This is a genomic window from Streptomyces sp. NPDC059696 (assembly GCF_042733745.1).
In the GTDB taxonomy this organism is placed as follows: Bacteria; Actinomycetota; Actinomycetes; order Streptomycetales; family Streptomycetaceae; genus Streptomyces.
On sequence record NZ_JBHWFG010000015.1, the window covers coordinates 80,047 to 98,268 of the forward strand.

At 71.4% G+C, this 18,222-nt stretch carries 11 protein-coding genes; 8 read left to right on the forward strand and 3 right to left on the reverse strand.

Annotated features, from left to right (window positions below; translation table 11 throughout):
* The first annotated feature begins 8 nt into the window (after positions 1-8).
* Both ACFV20_RS18360 and ACFV20_RS18365 read left to right on the forward strand, forming a co-directional pair.
* Positions 9-3,806 (forward strand): GH92 family glycosyl hydrolase, encoded by a 3,798-nt coding sequence (locus ACFV20_RS18360; protein WP_385657808.1) that lies wholly within the window; start codon positions 9-11, stop codon positions 3,804-3,806.
* A 599-nt stretch (positions 3,807-4,405) separates the two neighbouring features.
* Positions 4,406-5,497, forward strand: coding sequence for a lytic polysaccharide monooxygenase (locus tag ACFV20_RS18365; protein WP_385657809.1), 1,092 nt, complete (start codon positions 4,406-4,408; stop codon positions 5,495-5,497).
* 272 nt (positions 5,498-5,769) lie between these two features.
* On the opposite strand, the gene ACFV20_RS18370 is transcribed toward ACFV20_RS18365, so the two are convergent.
* Positions 5,770-5,940: a hypothetical protein gene (locus ACFV20_RS18370; RefSeq protein WP_031106884.1), complete on the reverse strand. Its 171-nt coding sequence runs from the start codon at positions 5,938-5,940 to the stop codon at positions 5,770-5,772.
* Between the two features lie 161 nt (positions 5,941-6,101).
* Positions 6,102-6,581, reverse strand: a complete 480-nt coding sequence (locus ACFV20_RS18375; protein WP_385657811.1) for a hypothetical protein — start codon at positions 6,579-6,581, stop codon at positions 6,102-6,104.
* 438 nt (positions 6,582-7,019) lie between these two features.
* Between ACFV20_RS18375 and ACFV20_RS18380 the strand changes: the two genes are divergently transcribed.
* The 5 genes from ACFV20_RS18380 to ACFV20_RS18400 all read left to right on the forward strand — a co-directional run bounded on the left by ACFV20_RS18380 (position 7,020) and on the right by ACFV20_RS18400 (position 14,773).
* Positions 7,020-10,136, forward strand: coding sequence for a SpoIIE family protein phosphatase (locus ACFV20_RS18380; RefSeq protein WP_385657813.1), 3,117 nt, complete (start codon positions 7,020-7,022; stop codon positions 10,134-10,136).
* The gene (locus ACFV20_RS18385; protein WP_385657815.1) at positions 10,136-11,218 is read left to right on the forward strand and encodes a substrate-binding domain-containing protein; all 1,083 of its coding nucleotides are present in this window, start codon (positions 10,136-10,138) and stop codon (positions 11,216-11,218) included. The genes ACFV20_RS18380 and ACFV20_RS18385 overlap by 1 nt, the downstream gene beginning before the upstream one ends.
* Before the next feature lie 14 nt (positions 11,219-11,232).
* Positions 11,233-12,012 (forward strand): ATP-binding cassette domain-containing protein, encoded by a 780-nt coding sequence (locus tag ACFV20_RS18390; protein WP_385657816.1) that lies wholly within the window; start codon positions 11,233-11,235, stop codon positions 12,010-12,012.
* On the forward strand, positions 12,009-13,310 hold the full coding sequence (locus tag ACFV20_RS18395) for a sugar ABC transporter permease (RefSeq protein ID WP_385657818.1): 1,302 nt from the start codon (positions 12,009-12,011) through the stop codon (positions 13,308-13,310). The genes ACFV20_RS18390 and ACFV20_RS18395 overlap by 4 nt, the downstream gene beginning before the upstream one ends.
* Before the next feature lie 107 nt (positions 13,311-13,417).
* The gene (locus ACFV20_RS18400; protein WP_385657820.1) at positions 13,418-14,773 is read left to right on the forward strand and encodes an ABC transporter substrate-binding protein; all 1,356 of its coding nucleotides are present in this window, start codon (positions 13,418-13,420) and stop codon (positions 14,771-14,773) included.
* 132 nt (positions 14,774-14,905) lie between these two features.
* Here ACFV20_RS18400 and ACFV20_RS18405 read toward each other — a convergent pair whose 3' ends face one another.
* On the reverse strand, positions 14,906-17,704 hold the full coding sequence (locus ACFV20_RS18405) for an aconitate hydratase (protein WP_385657822.1): 2,799 nt from the start codon (positions 17,702-17,704) through the stop codon (positions 14,906-14,908).
* Positions 17,705-18,004: 300 nt separating this feature from the next.
* On the opposite strand from ACFV20_RS18405, the gene ACFV20_RS18410 reads away from it, so the two are divergent.
* On the forward strand, positions 18,005-18,205 hold the full coding sequence (locus ACFV20_RS18410) for a DUF4236 domain-containing protein (protein WP_161368811.1): 201 nt from the start codon (positions 18,005-18,007) through the stop codon (positions 18,203-18,205).
* Positions 18,206-18,222: the final 17 nt, after the last annotated feature.

Sequence of the window (18,222 nt, forward strand, 5' to 3'; positions counted from 1 at the left end):
ACCCGTTGATGCAGCGGAAAGCTCGGCACAGATGGGGTTCGGCGGTCGTGTCGGCGACCGCCTTCGCTTTGACCCTGGGTTCGCAGGGCATTGCGGTCGCACTGCCCCAGGCCCCCGGAAAACCCGATCGGGAATTCGTGTCCTCCTTCGAGGCGGACGACCCGGTTCCGGACTGGGTGAACACCGTCGACACCGGCCCGGACGGCGCCGAGCGGGCCTCCGGAGTCGACGGCGGCTACAGCAGCGGCATACCGGGCAATGTGACGGACCAGGTCACCGACGTCCGGGCGAGCGCCGAGAACACGGGCGGGGGCGAGGTCAAGGAGAACCTCGTCGACGGCGAGCCGAGCACCAAGTGGCTCACCTTCGAACCCACCGGCTGGGCGGAGTTCGACCTGGACACACCGGTCAAACTGGCGCGCTATGCGCTGACGTCGGCCAACGACCACGACGAGCGCGACCCCAAGGACTGGACCCTGAAGGGTTCCGCCGACGGCAAGGAGTGGAAGACGCTCGACACGCGCTCCGGCGAGTCCTTCTCCGAGCGGTTCCGGACCAGGACGTACGACCTGGCCGAACCCGGCGAGTACCGGCACTTCCGGCTGGACGTCACCCGGAACAACGGCGGCGACATCCTCCAGCTCGCCGACGTGCAGCTGTCCACGGGCGGCACCGACGGGCCCGTTCCCCAGGACATGCTCTCGCTCGTCGACCGCGGCCCGAGCGGATCCCCCACCGCCAAGTCCGGCGCCGGGTTCACCGGAAAGCGTGCCCTGCGGTACGCCGGCCGGCACACCGCCGACGGGCGGGCGTACTCGTACAACAAGGTCTTCGACGTGAACGTGGCCGTCGGCAGGGACACACGGCTGGCCTACCGTGTCTTCCCCTCGATGGCGGACGGCGACCTCGACTACGACGCCACGAACGTCTCCGTCGACCTCGCCTTCACCGACGGAACCCACCTGAGCGACCTGGGCGCCACCGACCAGCACGGGTTCCCGCTGACCCCGCGGGGACAGGGCGCGGCGAAGATCCTCTACGTCAACCAGTGGAACGACGTCGCCTCGAGGATCGGGTCGGTCGCGGCCGGGAAGACCGTGGACCGGATCCTGGTGGCCTACGACTCCCCCGAGGGCCCGGCGAAGTTCCGGGGCTGGCTGGACGACGTCAGGATCGGGTCCGTAGCGCCCGAGCGGCCGAAGGCGCATCTGTCGGACTACGCGGTGACCACCCGCGGCACCAACTCCAGCGGCGGCTTCTCACGCGGCAACAACTTCCCGGCGACGGCCGTGCCGCACGGCTTCAACTTCTGGACGCCGGTGACCAACGCCGGTTCGCTGAGCTGGCTGTACGACTACGCGCGGGCGAACAACGCGGACAACCTGCCGACGATCCAGGCGTTCAGCGCCAGCCATGAGCCGAGCCCCTGGATGGGTGACCGGCAGACCTTCCAGGTGATGCCCTCGGCGGCCTCCGGGACCCCGGAGTACGGGCGGGACGCCCGGGAACTGGCCTTCCGGCACGAGAACGAGACCGCCCGGCCGTACTACTACGGAGTGCGGTTCGAGAACGGGCTGAAGGCCGAGATGGCGCCGACCGACCACGCGGCGATGCTGCGCTTCACCTACCCCGGCGACGACGCGAGCGTCCTGTTCGACAACGTGACGGACCAGGCCGGGCTGACGCTGGACAAGGAGAACGGGGTCGTCACCGGTTACTCGGACGTGAAGTCCGGGCTGTCGACGGGCGCGACGCGGCTCTTCGTGTACGGCGAGTTCGACCAGCCGGTGACGGAGGGCGACTCCAGCGGCGTCAGGGGTCACCTGCGGTTCGAGGCCGACGACCGGACCGTGACCCTGCGCCTGGCGACCTCGCTGATCAGTCTCGACCAGGCCGAGGACAACCTGCGCCAGGAGATCCCCGAGGGCCGGTCGTTCGAGGCGGTCGAGAAGAGCGCCCAGCGGCAGTGGGACCGGCTGCTCGGCAAGGTCGAGGTGGAGGGCGCGACGCCCGACCAGCTGACGACGCTGTACTCCAGCCTGTACCGGCTGTACCTGTACCCGAACTCCGGGTTCGAGCGGGTCGGGGGCACGTACCGGTACGCCTCGCCCTTCTCCCCCATGCCGAAGCCGGACACCCCGACGCACACCGGCGCGAAGATCGTCGACGGCAAGGTGTACGTCAACAACGGCTTCTGGGACACCTACCGGACGACCTGGCCCGCGTACTCCTTCCTCACTCCGTCGCGGGCGGGTGAGTTGGTCGACGGGTTCGTGCAGCAGTACAAGGACGGCGGCTGGACCTCGCGCTGGTCCTCCCCCGGCTACGCGGACCTCATGACGGGCACGTCCTCGGACGTGGCGTTCGCCGACGCCTACGTCAAGGGCGTCGACTTCGACGCGGAGGCGGCCTACGAGGCGGCGGTGAAGAACGCGACGGTCGTGCCGCCGAACCCGGGCGTCGGCCGCAAGGGCATGACCACCTCCCCCTTCCTCGGCTACACCAGCACCGAGACCCACGAGGGCCTGTCCTGGGCCCTGGAGGGCTACCTCAACGACTACGGCATCTCCCGCATGGGCCGGAAGCTGTACGAGGAGACCGGTGAGCGGCGCTACAAGGAGGAGTCGGAGTACTTCCTGAACCGCGCCCGGGACTACGTGAACCTCTTCGACGCCGAGGCCGGTTTCTTCCAGGGCCGCAACGCCAAGGGCGACTGGCGGGTCGAGTCGCCGAAGTACGACCCGCGCGTCTGGGGCCACGACTACACCGAGACCAACGGCTGGGGGTACGCCTTCACCGCCCCGCACGACAGCCGGGGCCTGGCCAACCTGTACGGCGGGCGCGAGGGCCTCGCCGGCAAGCTGGACGCCTACCTCTCCACCCCCGAGACGGCCTCCCCCGAGTTCGTCGGCTCCTACGGCGGTGTCATCCACGAGATGACCGAGGCGCGGGACGTGCGGATGGGCATGTACGGCCACTCCAACCAGGTGGCCCACCACGCCCTGTACATGTACGACGCGGCCGGGCAGCCCTGGAAGACGCAGAAGAACGTCCGCGAGGTGCTGTCCCGGCTGTACACGGGCAGCGAGATCGGGCAGGGCTACCACGGGGACGAGGACAACGGCGAGCAGTCGGCCTGGTTCCTGTTCTCGTCGCTCGGCTTCTACCCGCTGGTGATGGGCAGCGGCGAGTACGCCATCGGCTCACCCCTGTTCACGAAGGCGACCGTGCATCTGGAGAACGGGCGCGAGCTGGTGGTGAAGGCGCCCCGGAACAGCACGCGGAACGTGTACGTGCAGGGGCTGAAGGTCAACGGCCGTGCGTGGACGAAGACGTCGCTGCCGCACGCGCTCGTCGCCAAGGGCGGTGTCCTGGAGTTCGACATGGGCGCGCGGCCGTCGTCCTGGGGCACGGGCGCGCACGCGGCACCCGTGTCGATCACCCGGGACGACGAGGTGCCGACGCCCCGTGCGGACGTGCTGAAGGGTGACGGCGCCCTGTTCGACGACACGTCGGCGACGGACGCCGCGGTGACCTCCGTGGACCTGCCGGTCCCGAAGGCGGCCGAGGCGGTCCAGTACACGCTGACGTCGTCGGCGGACCGGGCGAAGGCACCGGCCGGATGGACCCTCCAGGGCTCCTCCGACGGCAGCACCTGGCGCACGCTGGACCGGCGCTCCGGGGAGTCCTTCGCGTGGGACAGACAGACCCGCGCGTTCTCCGTGAGGTCGCCGGGTACGTACGAGAGGTACCGCCTGGTCCTCGACGGTGAGGCCACACTGGCGGAAGTCGAACTGCTCTGCTGAGCACGGGAGTTGAGGCCTGATACCGCCTTCCGTCCGGTCCTGCCGGAGGGTGTCGACCCGGCCTGGCTGCCGCCCGCCGCCTTCCGGGCTCTCGGCAGCCGGCGGACCCTGATCCGGGGGTCGGATCCGCTGGTGAAGACCGTGCACGGGGAGGTGGCGAAGGCCTGCCGGCGGTTCGGGGGCCGGGTCGTACGGGACGCCGTGCCGGACGGCGCGTACGACCCGATCCTCGACCTCGCCGATGACGCCCCCGACGGCGGGGGCTTCGCCTCCGCCCGCGAGCCGAGCGGCGGCGCCCCCGGGCGTCGCGCCGCCACGACCTGCCCCCTCGGGCCCGTCGCATCGCCCGCTTCAGGCCCTCGAAGGCGCTTCGACGTGCCGCGCGGGGACGCGCGCGCCGCCGCGTCGGCGAGGCGGCCCGCCCGGGCCTGTGCGCGGGAGCCGTTTACATCTGCCCCGTCGGGCGCTAACTTCCGCAACAGGCGGGGTGGGAGCGCTCCCATCAACGGTGGACCGGAACCCGCCCGTGAGTCGCTCCCATCCCGCGCATCCGCGCACACATCCGCAGGTCCGTACCCCCACGAACGGATAACACTGTCATGATCCTGACAACCCTGCCCGGAGGATCCCCTCCGCCCCGACCGGCGCTTTCCGGCCGGGCCCGAGCCCTCTTCCTCGTGCTGCTCTCCCTCCTGGTCACCGTCCCGGCCGTCGGCCTGGTCATGACGGCCGGTGGTGAGGCGGAGGCGCACGGCACCCCCATGAAGCCCGGCAGCCGCACCTTCCTGTGCTGGCAGGACGCACTGACCGACACCGGTGAGATCAAGCCGGTCAATCCCGCCTGCCGGGGCGCACAGCAGGTCAGCGGCACCACGCCGTTCTACAACTGGTTCTCGGTGCTCCGTTCCGACGGGGCCGGCCGCACGCGGGGCTTCGTGCCGGACGGCGAGCTGTGCAGCGGCGGCAACACCAACTTCACCGGGTTCAACGCGCCCGGCAAGGACTGGCCGCTCACCCATCTCACCTCGGGCGCGACCGTCGACTTCTCCTACAACGCCTGGGCGGCGCACCCGGGTTGGTTCCACGTCTACCTCACGAAGGACGGCTTCGACCCGACCAGGACGCTCACCTGGAACGACATGGAGGAGCGGCCGTTCCTGAGCGTGGACCACCCGCCGCTGAAGGGCTCCCCGGGTACGGTCGAGGCCAACTACTCCTGGACGGGCAAGCTCCCCGAGAACAAGTCGGGACGCCACATCATCTACATGGTCTGGCAGCGCTCCGACAGCCAGGAGACCTTCTACTCCTGCTCCGACGTGGTCTTCGACGGCGGCAAGGGCGAGGTGACCGGGATCAGGGAGCCGGGCAACCCGTCCGAGCCGGTGCCCGGCACCTGTGCGGCCACCCGCAGGACCACGGGCAGCTGGAACGGCGGCTACCAGTCCGAGGTGACCGTCACCAACACCGGCACGGTGCCGATGCTCGGCTGGATGGTCGACTGGACGCTTCCGGCGGGCCAGAAGGTGGAGAGCCTGTGGAGCGGCAGCGCGACCTACAACGGCCAGGCGGTGATGGTCCACAACGCCGACTGGAACGGCTCCCTGGCGCCGGGCAGGAGCGCGACGTTCGGTTACACCGTCTCCGGGTCGGGGGGTGACAGTACGAGCAGTCTGCCCTGCCGGGTGGGCTGAGCAGCCGCACAGGACGGCGGGGCGGCGGGGCGGCGGGGCGGCGGGGCAGGGCAGGACGGCCCCGCCCGCCGGCCGGGCGAGTGTCGGGGTGCGGCTGGGGTCCGGTGTTTGGAGGTGCAGGTTCCGCTGCTTCACCGGACCCCGGCCAGGGGGACCAAGTGCCCCGGAAGGTGCTGGTTACACCGTTTGCCCGGGGAGCCGGCCCAAAGCCAGACATGCCTGCGGGCCCCGGGGTGTCCCCGGGGCCCGCAGGCCGGCTTCCGTGTGGCGGGCTACCAGCGGTACCAGCGACCCTTGCGGCCGCCTGTGTCCGCACTGCGCAGCACGAAACCCAGGAGCCAGACGACCAGCACGATGACGGCGATCCACCACAGTGCCTTCAGCGCGAATCCCGCACCGAAGAGGATCAGGGCCAGAAGCAGGACGAGAAGCAGGGGAACCATAGTTATCAACCTCCGTTGCTCCTCTTGCCCGGCGATTCGAAGAACACGCGGCCGACCTGCCTGGTTTCTTCACCTCTCTTGCGGGAACTGGGCTCAGTTTCGTCACCGGCGTTCCCTGAGGTGCGGGTGGGGCGGTCTCCGGGCCTCTTCCGCGGCTGTCGCTACTTGCCGGCTGCCGGATCGCCGTCGCCGAGGCCGATCCACCAGTGTCCGTCGTCCTTGACCAACAGCACGTTCTGCCGCTGTCCGGTCTTCTCGTACGCCACCGTCACCGGGTTGAAGTAGTCGACGGACCCTTCCCGCACGGTGACCTCGACCTGCCCGCCCGCCGCTTCGCCGTATTCCCGCACATACCTGGCCGCGGTCGGTCCGGGCTGCCGGTAGGCGGGCCCGGCGAGTTCGGCGAGCCCCTCGGCGTCGCCGTCCTTGAGCCGTTGCACATAGATCCGGACGAGCGTGTCGACGTCCTCGGCCGTCTCCTGCACGTCGGGGTACACGGACGTCTCCGCACGCACCGTCACGTCGACCTCGGGCGCATCGGCCAGCGCATAGGGCGCCCGCACCCAGTTCCACCACACCGCCGCGGCGATCCCGGCCACGACGAGCACGCCACCGCACAGCAGGATGACCCGCTTGCCCATTCACATCTCCCCCTCAGTGTCAGTTCGGCATGACGCGGAGGATCGAGCAGTCGGTTCCCCGGCCCCCGGCCGGACTCCCCGCGGGCGACCGGCCGGGCGCCGCCGGCGGCTTCCGCGACGGAAGCGGGCTGGTGGCGGCCGTGGCCCACGGCGCCGCCGGCATCGCCATGGGCACCCGTTTCCTCCCGGTGGCGCGGCCTCCCGCCGACCGCCCCAGCGGCATCCGGTCCGGGAGCGAGAAGCCGGGCGCACCATATGTCCGGCCTGGCCCCGTATGCGATTCTGTTGTGTGGGTGCCCTGCCGCTCATGTGCGGCGTGGAACCGCCATGGGAGGCGCGACCCCGCGCCGCCGGTCCCGTGCCCGCGTCGTCGTCGCCTGAGTCCCGGGGACTCCCACCTGCCGGTGGCTGCGGCATGGACGGGAGGTGGATGCGGACATGCCCCATCACGGCGATGCCCGGGCCGCGATCCCCGGCCTTCGGGCGCCGGGGGACGGGGGCGCCGGTCCGTCCCGTCCCACCCCGGAGCAGGCCGCCCGGGCGCGGCTCCTGGCGTTCGCCGGGGTGGCCCTGGCCGCGGTGTACGTACGCGGCGAGGACGGGACCGGACTCCGGCTGGTGGAATCCGCCGGGGCCGAGTCCGAGCAGGCGTACCGGCTGCCGGAACGGGTGCCGCTGCCCGCTCCCGGGAAATCCCGGGAATCCCCCGGAGCGGGATCGAGCAGTTCGCTCGGGCCGGCACCGGAAGCCCCGGCCCCCGGCGCCCCCTCCCCCGGACCGACACCGGAAGCACCACAAGCCACCCGCCCCAGCGCCCCCTCCCCCGGGCCGACGCCGGAAGCACCACAAGCCACCCGCCCCAGCGACCTCTCCCCCGGGCCGACGCCGGAAGCGATACGAGGGGCTGTCCACGGACACCCGTCTCCCGGCCCGGCGCCGGAGGCCGGCGGCGGGCCCAGCGCGGGCGGCGATGGTTCTGCCGTCGTCGAGGCCTATCTGCGGGGGCGGCCCGTCTGGCTCGCGGGGTTCGTGCTCGCCGGGGCGGAGGAAGGCGTCGCGGCCTCCGCCCCGTTCGGGGCCCTGCCGTTGGGGGCCGCGGGCGGATGGCTGGGGTGTCTCGTCGTGGTGGGAGAGGCCGGGGAGGGGTTCGGGGCCGAGCAGCGGGATTTCCTGGAGCGTTATGCCGAGGCCGTCGCCGAGCGGCTGCGGGGCGAGGCCGACCGCTCGGCGCCCTCGCCGCTGCTGGACTCGGCCCTGCGTGCCATGGGAGTGGGTTCGTTCGCCCTGTCCCCCGGCACCGGGCTGGTCGAGACGGACCCGGCCCTGCTCGAACTCGTCGGCATCCCCGAGGGCGGGTTCGACGGCAAGACCGACACGCTGCTGTCGGTGAGCGTCCCCGAGGACGTCCCCGCGCTGATGTCGGTCATCGAGCCGTCCGCGCAGACCCCCGGCCGCCGTGAGCTGGAGTTCCGCATCCGGCGGCCCACCGGTGAACTGTGCTGGCTGCGGCTGGACTGCCGGGTGCTGAAGGGGCCCGACGGCGCCCCGGAGCGGGTGCTGGGCGTGGTCAGCGCGGCGCCCGTGCTGCGCCGCAGCGCCAGCGACGTCGCCCGGATCCAGTGGCTGACCGCCGCGCTCGACGACGCCACGACCGTCCGGGACGTCAGCCGGGTCGTCGTCGCCGCGTTGCGCGAGCCGCTGGGCGCCGACCGGGTCGCGCTCGCCGAGCTGCTGGAGGACCGGCTGGCGGTCACCGTGCTCGATCCGCCGGGTGCCGCCGCCTGGCCGGAGCTGTGGCGCCGGGAGTGGCGCTCGGAATGGCCCGACGCCCCCGTCACCGCCCTGCCCACGCTCCAGGCGGCGCTGCGGGACGGGCGGATGAGTCTGTGGCCGGCCGGTTCCGAGCTGGAACCGGGGCTCGCGGGCATCGGCCCCGGCGGGCTCGCGGTGCTGCCGCTGCCGGCCAGGAACGGGGTGGCCGGGGTGTGTCTGGTCGGCTGGGACACCCCGCACGAGTTCGCCCCCGAGGAGCGGGCCCTGCTGACCGCGACCGCGGGCCTGGTCGGGCAGGCCCTGAAGCGCGCGCACGCCTACGACGCCGAGCAGGAGCTCGCGACGATGCTCCAGCGCAGCCTGCTGCCGCGCCGGCTCCCCCGGCTGCCCGGCGGCACGGCCGTGGCCCGTTATCTGCCCGCCCGGCGGGGGCTCCAGGTGGGCGGCGACTGGTACGACGTGATCGCGCTGTCGGAGAGCAAGGTCGCCCTGGTCATCGGGGATGTGCAGGGCCACAGCGCGGCGGCCGCGACGATCATGGGCCAGATGCGTACGGCGGTCCGTGCCTACGCCGTGGAGGGGCATCCGCCGGACGTGGTCGTCGCGCACGCCAACCGGCTGCTCGTCGGCATGGAGACCGACCTGTTCGCCACCTGCTGCTACGTCGAACTGGACATGGAGGAGGGCAACGCGCTGTTCGTCCGGGCCGGGCACCTGGCCCCGCTGGCACGGCATCCCGACGGCGGCACCGAGGAGATCGCCGTCGAGGGCGGCCTGCCGTTGGGTGTCCTCGCGGAGGCGGAGTTCCCGCTGACGGCCCTCGCGCTCGCCCCCGGATCGGTGCTGGCGCTGGTGACGGACGGTCTGGTCGAGTCGGCGGATCTCCAGGTGGACGAGGGGATGCGGCTCGTGCGCCAGGCGCTCGCGGCGGCGGATCCGGCGGACCTGGGCCGGATGGCCGACGCGCTGCTCGGCGAGGCCGGGCGGCGCGAGGACGACGTGGCGGTGCTGCTGCTGCGTTACGACGGGATGCGGGTACGTCCGGTGCGGGCGGGCTGGGTGGTGTGGCGGCTGCCGGACGCGGTGATGCACGCCCGCCGGTTCAGCGCGCGCACGCTGCGTTCGTGGGGCATCGCCGAGGAGGCCGACACCGTCCTGCTGGTGGTGTCGGAGCTGGTCACCAACGCGCTGGTGCACACGCAGGGCGCGGTCCGGGTGGAGCTGACCCTGGCGGCGGACCGGTTGCGGGTGACCGTGAACGACTCGTCACCGCGGGCACCGGCCAAGCCCGTGGTCGTGGACTGGGAGTCGACGGGCGGGCGGGGGCTCTTCCTGGTCGAGGCCGTGTCGGCGGCCTGGGGTTCGGTACCGGTGGGCGGCGGCAAGCAGGTGTGGAGCGAGATCGTGGTCACGCGCCGCGAGCCGGAGCCCGGGGAGGTCCCCGACGAGGAGCCGGAGACCGAGCCGGAGGAGGAGCGCAGGCCGGGCCGCGTCTGGGGCCTGGGCCGTGACCGGACCTGGGGCCTGGGCCGCAACCGGGACCGCCGCAGGACCCGCGAGGAGGACCGCTCCCGTGCGGACGACCCGGCGGCGGACCGCACCGGCGATCCCGCCGCGGACCGCACCGGCGATCCCGCCGCGGACGGCGACGGCAAGCGCGCGGGGGGACGTGCGGGCGAGCAGGGCGTCGGCCTCGACCGGGCCATGGAGCACGTCGGCGAGGGGCCCGCGCGGCCACCCGCACCCCCGCGCCGCAACCGGTCCCGCGAGGGAGGCCCCTGATGCGCGGGCCGGGTCTGCGCGCTGCCGCCGGGCTGCTGGCGGTCCTCCTCGCCGTGTCCCTCTCGGCGTGTGCGGACAGCGGCGGTCAGGGCGAGGACGAGCTGACCATCGGGCTGCTGCTGCCGAGCCGGGCCGTGCCCCGGTGGGAGAAGTCCGACAGGCCCCTCATCGAGAAGCGGGTCAAGGAGCTCTGCCCGGAATGCCGGCTGCTGTACGCCAACGCCGAGAACGACGCGGCGAGCCAGCGGCAGCAGATGACCTCCATGATCACCCGGGGCGTGTCGGCCCTGCTCCTGGACGTCGTCGATCCCAAGGCCCTGCGTTCCTCGGTCCACGCGGCGCAGCGCGAGGGCATCCCCGTCGTCGCCTACGACCGGCTCGCCGAGGGCCCGATCTCCGGTTTCGTCAGCTTCGACGGCGCCCGGGTCGGCAGGCTCCAGGGCCGGGCGCTCCTCGCGGGCATGGGTGCCAGGGCCGACAGGGGCGGTGTGGTCATGATGAACGGAGACCCGTCCAGCCCCAATGCCGCCTGGTACGAGGGCGGAGCGCGGTCCGTCCTCCAGGACGAGGTGCGGATCCTCAAGTCGTACGACACGCTCGGGTGGCGTACGGAGAACGCGCACGACCACATGTCCGCCGCGATCAGCGACCTCGGCCCGGCCGCGATCGACGGGGTGCTCGCGGCCAACGACTCCATCGCGGCGGGTGTCATCTCGGCTCTCAAGAGCGCCCGGGTCTCCCCGCTGCCCCCGGTCACCGGGCAGGACGCCGATCTCGACGCCGTACGGCGGATCGTCGAGGGCGAGCAGTACATGACCGTCTACAAGCCGTTCCGGCTGGAGGCCGAGGCGGCGGCGGCGATGGCCGTCGCCCTGGCCCGTGGCAACGACATCGACTCCCTGGTCCGGACGACGGTGGACAGCCCCACGACGAGGGACGTCCCGGCGATCCTGCTCACCCCGAAAGCGGTGACGCGCGAGACGATCGGGCAGGCGCTCGTCCGCAACCGGGTCTACACGGTCGACCAGATCTGCACCCCGAAGCTCCGCCCGGCCTGTGCCCGGGCCGGACTCATCCGGTGAGCGAGGTGGTCCCCGTGGCCCATCCCCCCGTCCTGGCGTTGCGCGGCATCACCAAGCGGTTCGGCGGCGTGCAGGCGCTGGTGGACGTCGATCTGCAGGTCCGGGCCGGTGAGGTGGTGGCCCTGGCGGGCGACAACGGGGCGGGCAAGTCCACGTTGATCAAGGTGATCTCCGGGGTCAGCCCCGCCGACCGGGGCGTCATCGAGTGGGAGGGGCGTCCGGTGCAGATCAAACGCCCGCACGACGCCCACGCCCTGGGTATCGCGACCGTCTACCAGGACCTCGCCATGTGCGACAACCTGGACGTCGTCGGCAATCTCTTCCTCGGCCGCGAGATCGACCGGGTGGGCGTCCTGGACGAGGTGGAGATGGAGCGCCGCGCCCGTGACCTGATGCGCGCGCTGTCCATCCGCATCCCCGACGTGCGGATGCCGGTCTCCGCGCTGTCGGCCGGGCAGCGGCAGGCCGTCGCGATCTCCCGCTCGCTGATGGGCTCCCCCAAGGTGCTGCTGCTCGACGAGCCGACCGCCGCGCTCGGCGTGGAGCAGACCAGCCATCTGCTGGACCTGATCGAGGAGGTCCGCGACCGGGGCATGGCGATCATCCTCATCAGTCACAACATGGGCGACATCAAGGCCGTGGCGGACCGGGTCTTCGTGCTGCGCCTGGGCCGCAACAACGGTCTGTTCGACGTGAGCACCGTGACCCAGGAGCAGATCATCTCGTCCGTGACAGGAGCCGCCGACAACGCCGTGGCCCATCGTTCGAAGGGGGACGAGGAGGCGTGGCCGTGAGCCGCGGCGGACCGCACCGGGACGGCGGGCCGGCGGGCCCGGGCAGCGCCGGGCCGGTCACCGCCGGTGACGAGCGGCGGGCCGCCGCCCGCGGCTGGCGACAGGGTGTGCGGGAGTACGTACGGGACCTGCGCGGTGGTGTGCGCGACGGCGAGCGGGGGCCGCTGCTGGTCATCGCCGGTCTGATCGTGATCTGGATCGTCTTCCAGGGACTGGACGACAAGTTCCTCTCGCCGCGCAACCTGTCCAATCTGAGCGTGGACATCGTCGGGACCGGACTGGTGGCCGTCGGGATCGTGTTCGTGCTGCTGATCCGGGAGATCGATCTGTCGGTCGGCTCGGTGAGCGGTCTGGCGGGCGCGGTGTTCGCGGTGCTGAACGTGAACCACGGGATGCCGGAGTGGCTGGCGGTGATCGTGGCGGTGGCCGTGGGGACGGCCGTGGGCGCCTTCCACGGCTCCTTCCACGCCTGGCTCGGCGTGCCCGCGTTCGTGGTGACGCTGGCCGGGCTGCTGATCTGGAACGGTCTGACGCTCTACCTGCTGGGGGCGAGCGGCACCATCAACATCGACGAGGAGGGCCTGGTCGCCTCCCTGACCAGCCGGCACTTCGGCAGCGACCTGGTGGCGTACGCGGTCGCCGCGCTCGGCACCGCCGGGTACGTCCTGGCCGCCCGCCGTCGGCGCAGCCGCCACCGGGCGGCGGGCATGCCCTACCGGCACGGGGGCGACATCTGGCTGCGCACGGCTCTGCTGGCGGTGGTGGCCTTCGCCGGCGCGTACACCCTCAACCGGTTCCAGGGGCTGCCGCTGGCGCTGCTGATCTTCCTGGTGGTCCTGGTCGTCTCGGACTACGTGCTGCGCCGCACCCGCTACGGCCGGCGGGTGTACGCGCTGGGCGGAGGGGTCGAGGCGGCGCGGCGGGCCGGCATCGGGGTGGAGCGGGTGCGGATCGCGATGTTCATGGTGTCGGGGACGCTGGCCGCGTTCGGCGGGCTGTTCGTGGCGTCGGGGCTGACGTCGGCCAGCCCGACGACGGCCCGTGCCGCCGGTTCGGGGATGCTGCTGATCAACGCGATCGCGGCGGCCGTCATCGGCGGGACGAGCCTGTTCGGCGGGCGGGGCTCGCCCTGGTCGGTGCTGCTGGGTGTCGTGGTGATCCAGTCGATCGCCTCGGGGATGGGGCTGCTGGGCGTCCAGGACGCGGTGCAGTTCATGATCACTGGCGGGGTGCTGCTGGCCGCCGTGGCCGCCGACGCGCTGTCCAGACGCGCTCAGGCCCGACGCGGCAGGCCATGACGGCGACGCGGCAGGCCATCACGGCGGTCCGCCGGACATGTCCCTCTTGTTCCATTGGGCAACGTCATGCCTAAGAAAGGGCAAAGCTGGGTACGGGGCGAGGTGTCATGAAGCGCAGCCGCCTCGCTCAGGTGGCCGTGGCCGTCACGGCCGCCGCCGGTCTGGTTCTCGCCGGGTGCGGTGACACCGATCTGCCCGGTGGCGAGAAGCAGGCCGACCTCCGTGTGCTCGCGACGGACGTGCCGCAGACCCAGACCCTGAAGAAGCTCACCAAGAGGCACTTCACGGCGGAGACCGGCATCACCGTCGACTACACGCTGCTGCCGGAGAACGAGGCGCGGGAGAAGATGAACCGCGAGTTCGCGACCCAGGCCGGCACCTACGACGTGGCGAGCGTCAGCGCGTACGAGGCGCCGATCTACGCGGACAACGGCTGGCTCGCCCCACTGGATTCCTATGTGAAGGCCGACCGGGACTTCGACCAGGACGACGTCTTCCCGAACCTGGTGTCCTCGCTGACCGGCGAGGACGGCAAGCTCTACGCCGAGCCGTTCTACGGCGAGGGTTCCTTCCTGATGTACCGCAAGGACCTGTTCCGCAAGGGCGGGCTGACGATGCCGGCGAACCCGACCTGGAAGCAGGTCGCCGACCTGGCCGCCCGGGTCGACGGCTCCGAGGGCGCCAGCGGCATCTGTCTGCGCGGCCTGCCCGGCTGGGGCCAGAACCTCGCCCCGATCAACACGGTCGTCAACACCTTCGGCGGCGCCTGGTACGACATGGACTGGAACGCCCGCCTGACCTCACCGGAGTTCAAGGAGGCCGTGGGGTTCTACGTCGGCCTGCTGCGCTCCCACGGCCAGCCCGGCGCCGAGCGGATGGGCGTGCTGGAGATCCTGGACAGCTTCGTCGAGGGAAGGTGCGCGATGATGTACGACGCCACGTCGCTGGCGTCGTCGGTCGAGGCCGACAGCTCCCCGGTCAAGGGCAAGGTGGGCTACGTCCCGGCCCCGCACGAGAAGACCGAGAAGGCCGGCTGGGTGTGGACGTGGGCGTGGGGCGTCCAGCAGGCGTCCGAGAAGAAGGACGCCGCCTGGGAGTTCATCTCCTGGGCCTCCTCCAAGCAGTTCCAGGAACTGGTCGGACAGGAGATGGGCTGGACCTCGGCACCCGCCGGGAACCGCAGGTCGCTGTACGAGAATCCCGAGTACCGGCAGGCGGCCGGCGCCTGGTACCGGCAGGAGTACACGGCGGCGACGGACTCCGCCGACCCGAAGAACCCGGGTGTCGGCCCCCGCCCCTACACCGGTATCGGCTTCCTGGGCATCCCCGAGTTCGCCGTGCTGGGGACGGCGGTATCCCAGCAGATCGCCTCGGCCATCGCCGGCCGGCAGTCGGTGGACACGGCCCTGGACAAGTCCCAGGACCTGGCCCAGGCCGCGGCGGCGAAGTACCGCGGCGAGTGACCCGACCGCGCCCGGAGACGGCGCGGACCGCGTGAACGGCGCGGACGGCGTGAACGGCGTGAACGGCGCGGGCCGCGCCCCCGGTCACCCGGGAACGCGGCCCTCGAACTGCCGTGGTGCTCCGCCTGCTCGTTACTTGCGGATCAGGCTGCGCAGCACGTACTGCATGATGCCGCCGTTGCGGTAGTAGTCCGCCTCGCCGGGGGTGTCGATGCGGACGACCGCGTCGAACTCGACGCCGGTGTCGGTGGTGACCTTCACCGTGCGCGGGGTGGTGCCGTTGTTGAGCTCCTCGACGCCGGTGAAGTCGAAGGTCTCCTCACCGGTGAGGCCGAGGGACGCCGCGGACTGGCCCTCCGGGAACTGCAGCGGCAGGACGCCCATGCCGATGAGGTTCGAGCGGTGGATGCGCTCGTACGACTCGGCGATGACGGCCTTGACGCCGAGGAGCGCGGTGCCCTTGGCGGCCCAGTCGCGGGACGAGCCGGAGCCGTACTCCTTGCCGGCCAGGACGACCAGCGGGATGCCGGCGGCCTGGTAGTTCTGCGAGGCGTCGTAGATGAACGACACCGGCGCGTCGGGCTGCGTGAAGTCGCGGGTGTAGCCGCCCTCGGTGCCCGGCGCGATCTGGTTGCGCAGGCGGATGTTGGCGAACGTACCGCGGATCATGACCTCGTGGTTGCCGCGGCGGGAGCCGTAGCTGTTGAAGTCGCGGCGCTCCACACCGTGCTCGGTGAGGTACTTGCCGGCCGGGGTGTCGGCCTTGATGGCACCGGCCGGGGAGATGTGGTCGGTGGTGACCGAGTCGCCCAGCTTGGCCAGCACGCGGGCGCCGGAGATGTTCTCCACCGGAGCCGGCTCGTGGGCCATGCCCTCGAAGTACGGGGGCTTGCGCACGTAGGTGGACTCGGCGTCCCACTCGAAGGTGTTGCCGGTCGGGATCGGCAGCGCCTGCCACTGGGCGTCACCCGCGAAGACGTCGCTGTAGGACTTGGAGAACATGTCCTCGCCGATGGCGTTGGCGACGACGTCGTTCACCTCGGCCTCGGAGGGCCAGATGTCCTTCAGGAAGACCGGGTTGCCGTCCTGGTCGGTGCCCAGGGCGTCACGGGTGATGTCGACCTTCATGGAGCCGGCGAGCGCGTAGGCGACGACCAGCGGCGGCGACGCCAGGTAGTTCATCTTGACGTCGGGGTTGATACGGCCCTCGAAGTTCCGGTTGCCGGAGAGGACCGAGGTGACCGCGAGGTCGTGGTCGTTGACGGCCTTGGAGACCTCCTCCGGCAGCGGGCCGGAGTTGCCGATGCAGGTGGTGCAGCCGTAGCCGACGAGGTTGAAGCCGACCTTGTCGAGGTAGGGGGTCAGGCCCGCCTTCTCGAAGTAGTCGGTGACGACCTTGGAGCCCGGGGCCAGGGTGGTCTTGACCCACGGCTTGCGGGTCAGGCCCTTCTCCACCGCCTTCTTGGCCACCAGCGCGGCGGCGACCATGACGTACGGGTTGGAGGTGTTGGTGCAGGAGGTGATGGCCGCGACCGTCACCGCGCCGTGGTCGATCTCGTACGACGTGCCGTCGGGGGCGGTCACGGTGACCGGGTTGGACGGAACCGGGGCGCCGGTGCCCTCACCGTGCTGCGGCGCGCCGGCGCCGTTCTCGTGACTGCCGTAGGCCGGGGCGTCGGACGCCGGGAAGGACTCGGCGCTCGCCTCGTCGACCGGGGAGGCGGCCGCGGCCGGGGTCTGGGCCGCGGGGGCCTCGACGTAGTTGAGGACGTCCTTGGCGAACTGCTGGGCGGCCTCGGCGAGGACGATGCGGTCCTGCGGGCGCTTCGGGCCGGCGATGGACGGGACGACCGTCGACAGGTCGAGCTCGAGCTTCTCGGAGAAGTCGGGCTCGGCGGCCGGGTCGAGCCAGAGGCCCTGCTCCTTGGCGTACGCCTCGACCAGCGCGAGCTGCTGCTCGCTGCGGCCGGTGAGCCGCATGTAGTTGATGGTCTCGTCGTCGATCGGGAAGATCGCCGCGGTGGAGCCGAACTCCGGCGACATGTTGCCGATGGTGGCGCGGTTCGCGAGGGAGGTGGCGGCGACGCCCTCGCCGTAGAACTCGACGAACTTGCCGACGACACCGTGCTTGCGGAGCATCTCGGTGATGGTCAGCACGAGGTCGGTGGCGGTGGTGCCGGGCTGGAGCTCACCGGTCAGCTTGAAGCCGACGACGCGCGGGATGAGCATGGAGACCGGCTGGCCGAGCATGGCGGCCTCGGCCTCGATGCCGCCGACGCCCCAGCCGAGCACGCCGAGGCCGTTGACCATGGTGGTGTGCGAGTCGGTGCCGACCAGGGTGTCCGGGTAGGCCTTGCCGTCGCGGACCATCACGACACGGGCCAGGTGCTCGATGTTCACCTGGTGGACGATGCCGGTGCCCGGCGGGACGACCTTGAACTCGTCGAAGGCGGTCTGGCCCCAGCGCAGGAACTGGTAGCGCTCCTTGTTGCGGCCGTACTCCAGGTCGACGTTCTGCTTGAAGGCGTCGTTCGTGCCGAACTTGTCGGCGATGACGGAGTGGTCGATGACCAGCTCGGCCGGCGCCAGCGGGTTGATCTTCGCCGGGTCGCCGCCCAGCTCCTTCACGGCCTCGCGCATGGTCGCGAGGTCCACGACGCAGGGAACGCCGGTGAAGTCCTGCATGATCACGCGGGCCGGCGTGAACTGGATCTCCTGGCTGGGCTGGGCCTGCGAGTCCCACCCGCCGAGGGCACGGATGTGGTCGGCGGTGATGTTCGCGCCGTCCTCGGTGCGGAGCAGGTTCTCCAGCAGGACCTTGAGGCTGTAGGGAAGGCGGGCCGAGCCCTCCACCTTGTCCAGCCGGAAGATCTCGTACGACTCGTCGCCCACCTGCAGCGTGCTGCGGGCGTCGAAGCTGTTCGCCGACACGACAGTCTCCTTCATTGATGTGCGCGTACCACCACGATCCTGCCGCCACGGCATCTTGGCCGATCCGCTAAGGTAAGGCTAAGTTAGGTAACCCTTACCGCCGGACTCGATGGCGGCGTGCGGCTGCGGTGCTCTCTCGGCAGATATCTCGATGTCGAGATAACTCTAGTACACGAGCGGCGGATGGTCATGCCCCGGCGCCCCCCGGTGGCCATGTACGCCGATTTCCCGGGTATCCGAACCAGGCGTCCACGCACCACACGGACGGACGACCACGCACACACAGGAGGGGAGACAGGCATGCCGCTCACGTTCCGCAAGAGTTTCCGGATCCTTCCGGGGGTGCGACTGAACATCAACAAGCGCTCCTGGTCCATCACCACCGGCGGCGGAAAGAACGGCCCCCGGTACACCCGCAGCAGCACGGGACGCCGTACGACGTCGATGGACCTGCCCGGGCCCTTCGGCTGGCGGCGGACCACCAGGACGAGTCGACACTGAGCCGGCCGGACGGGATT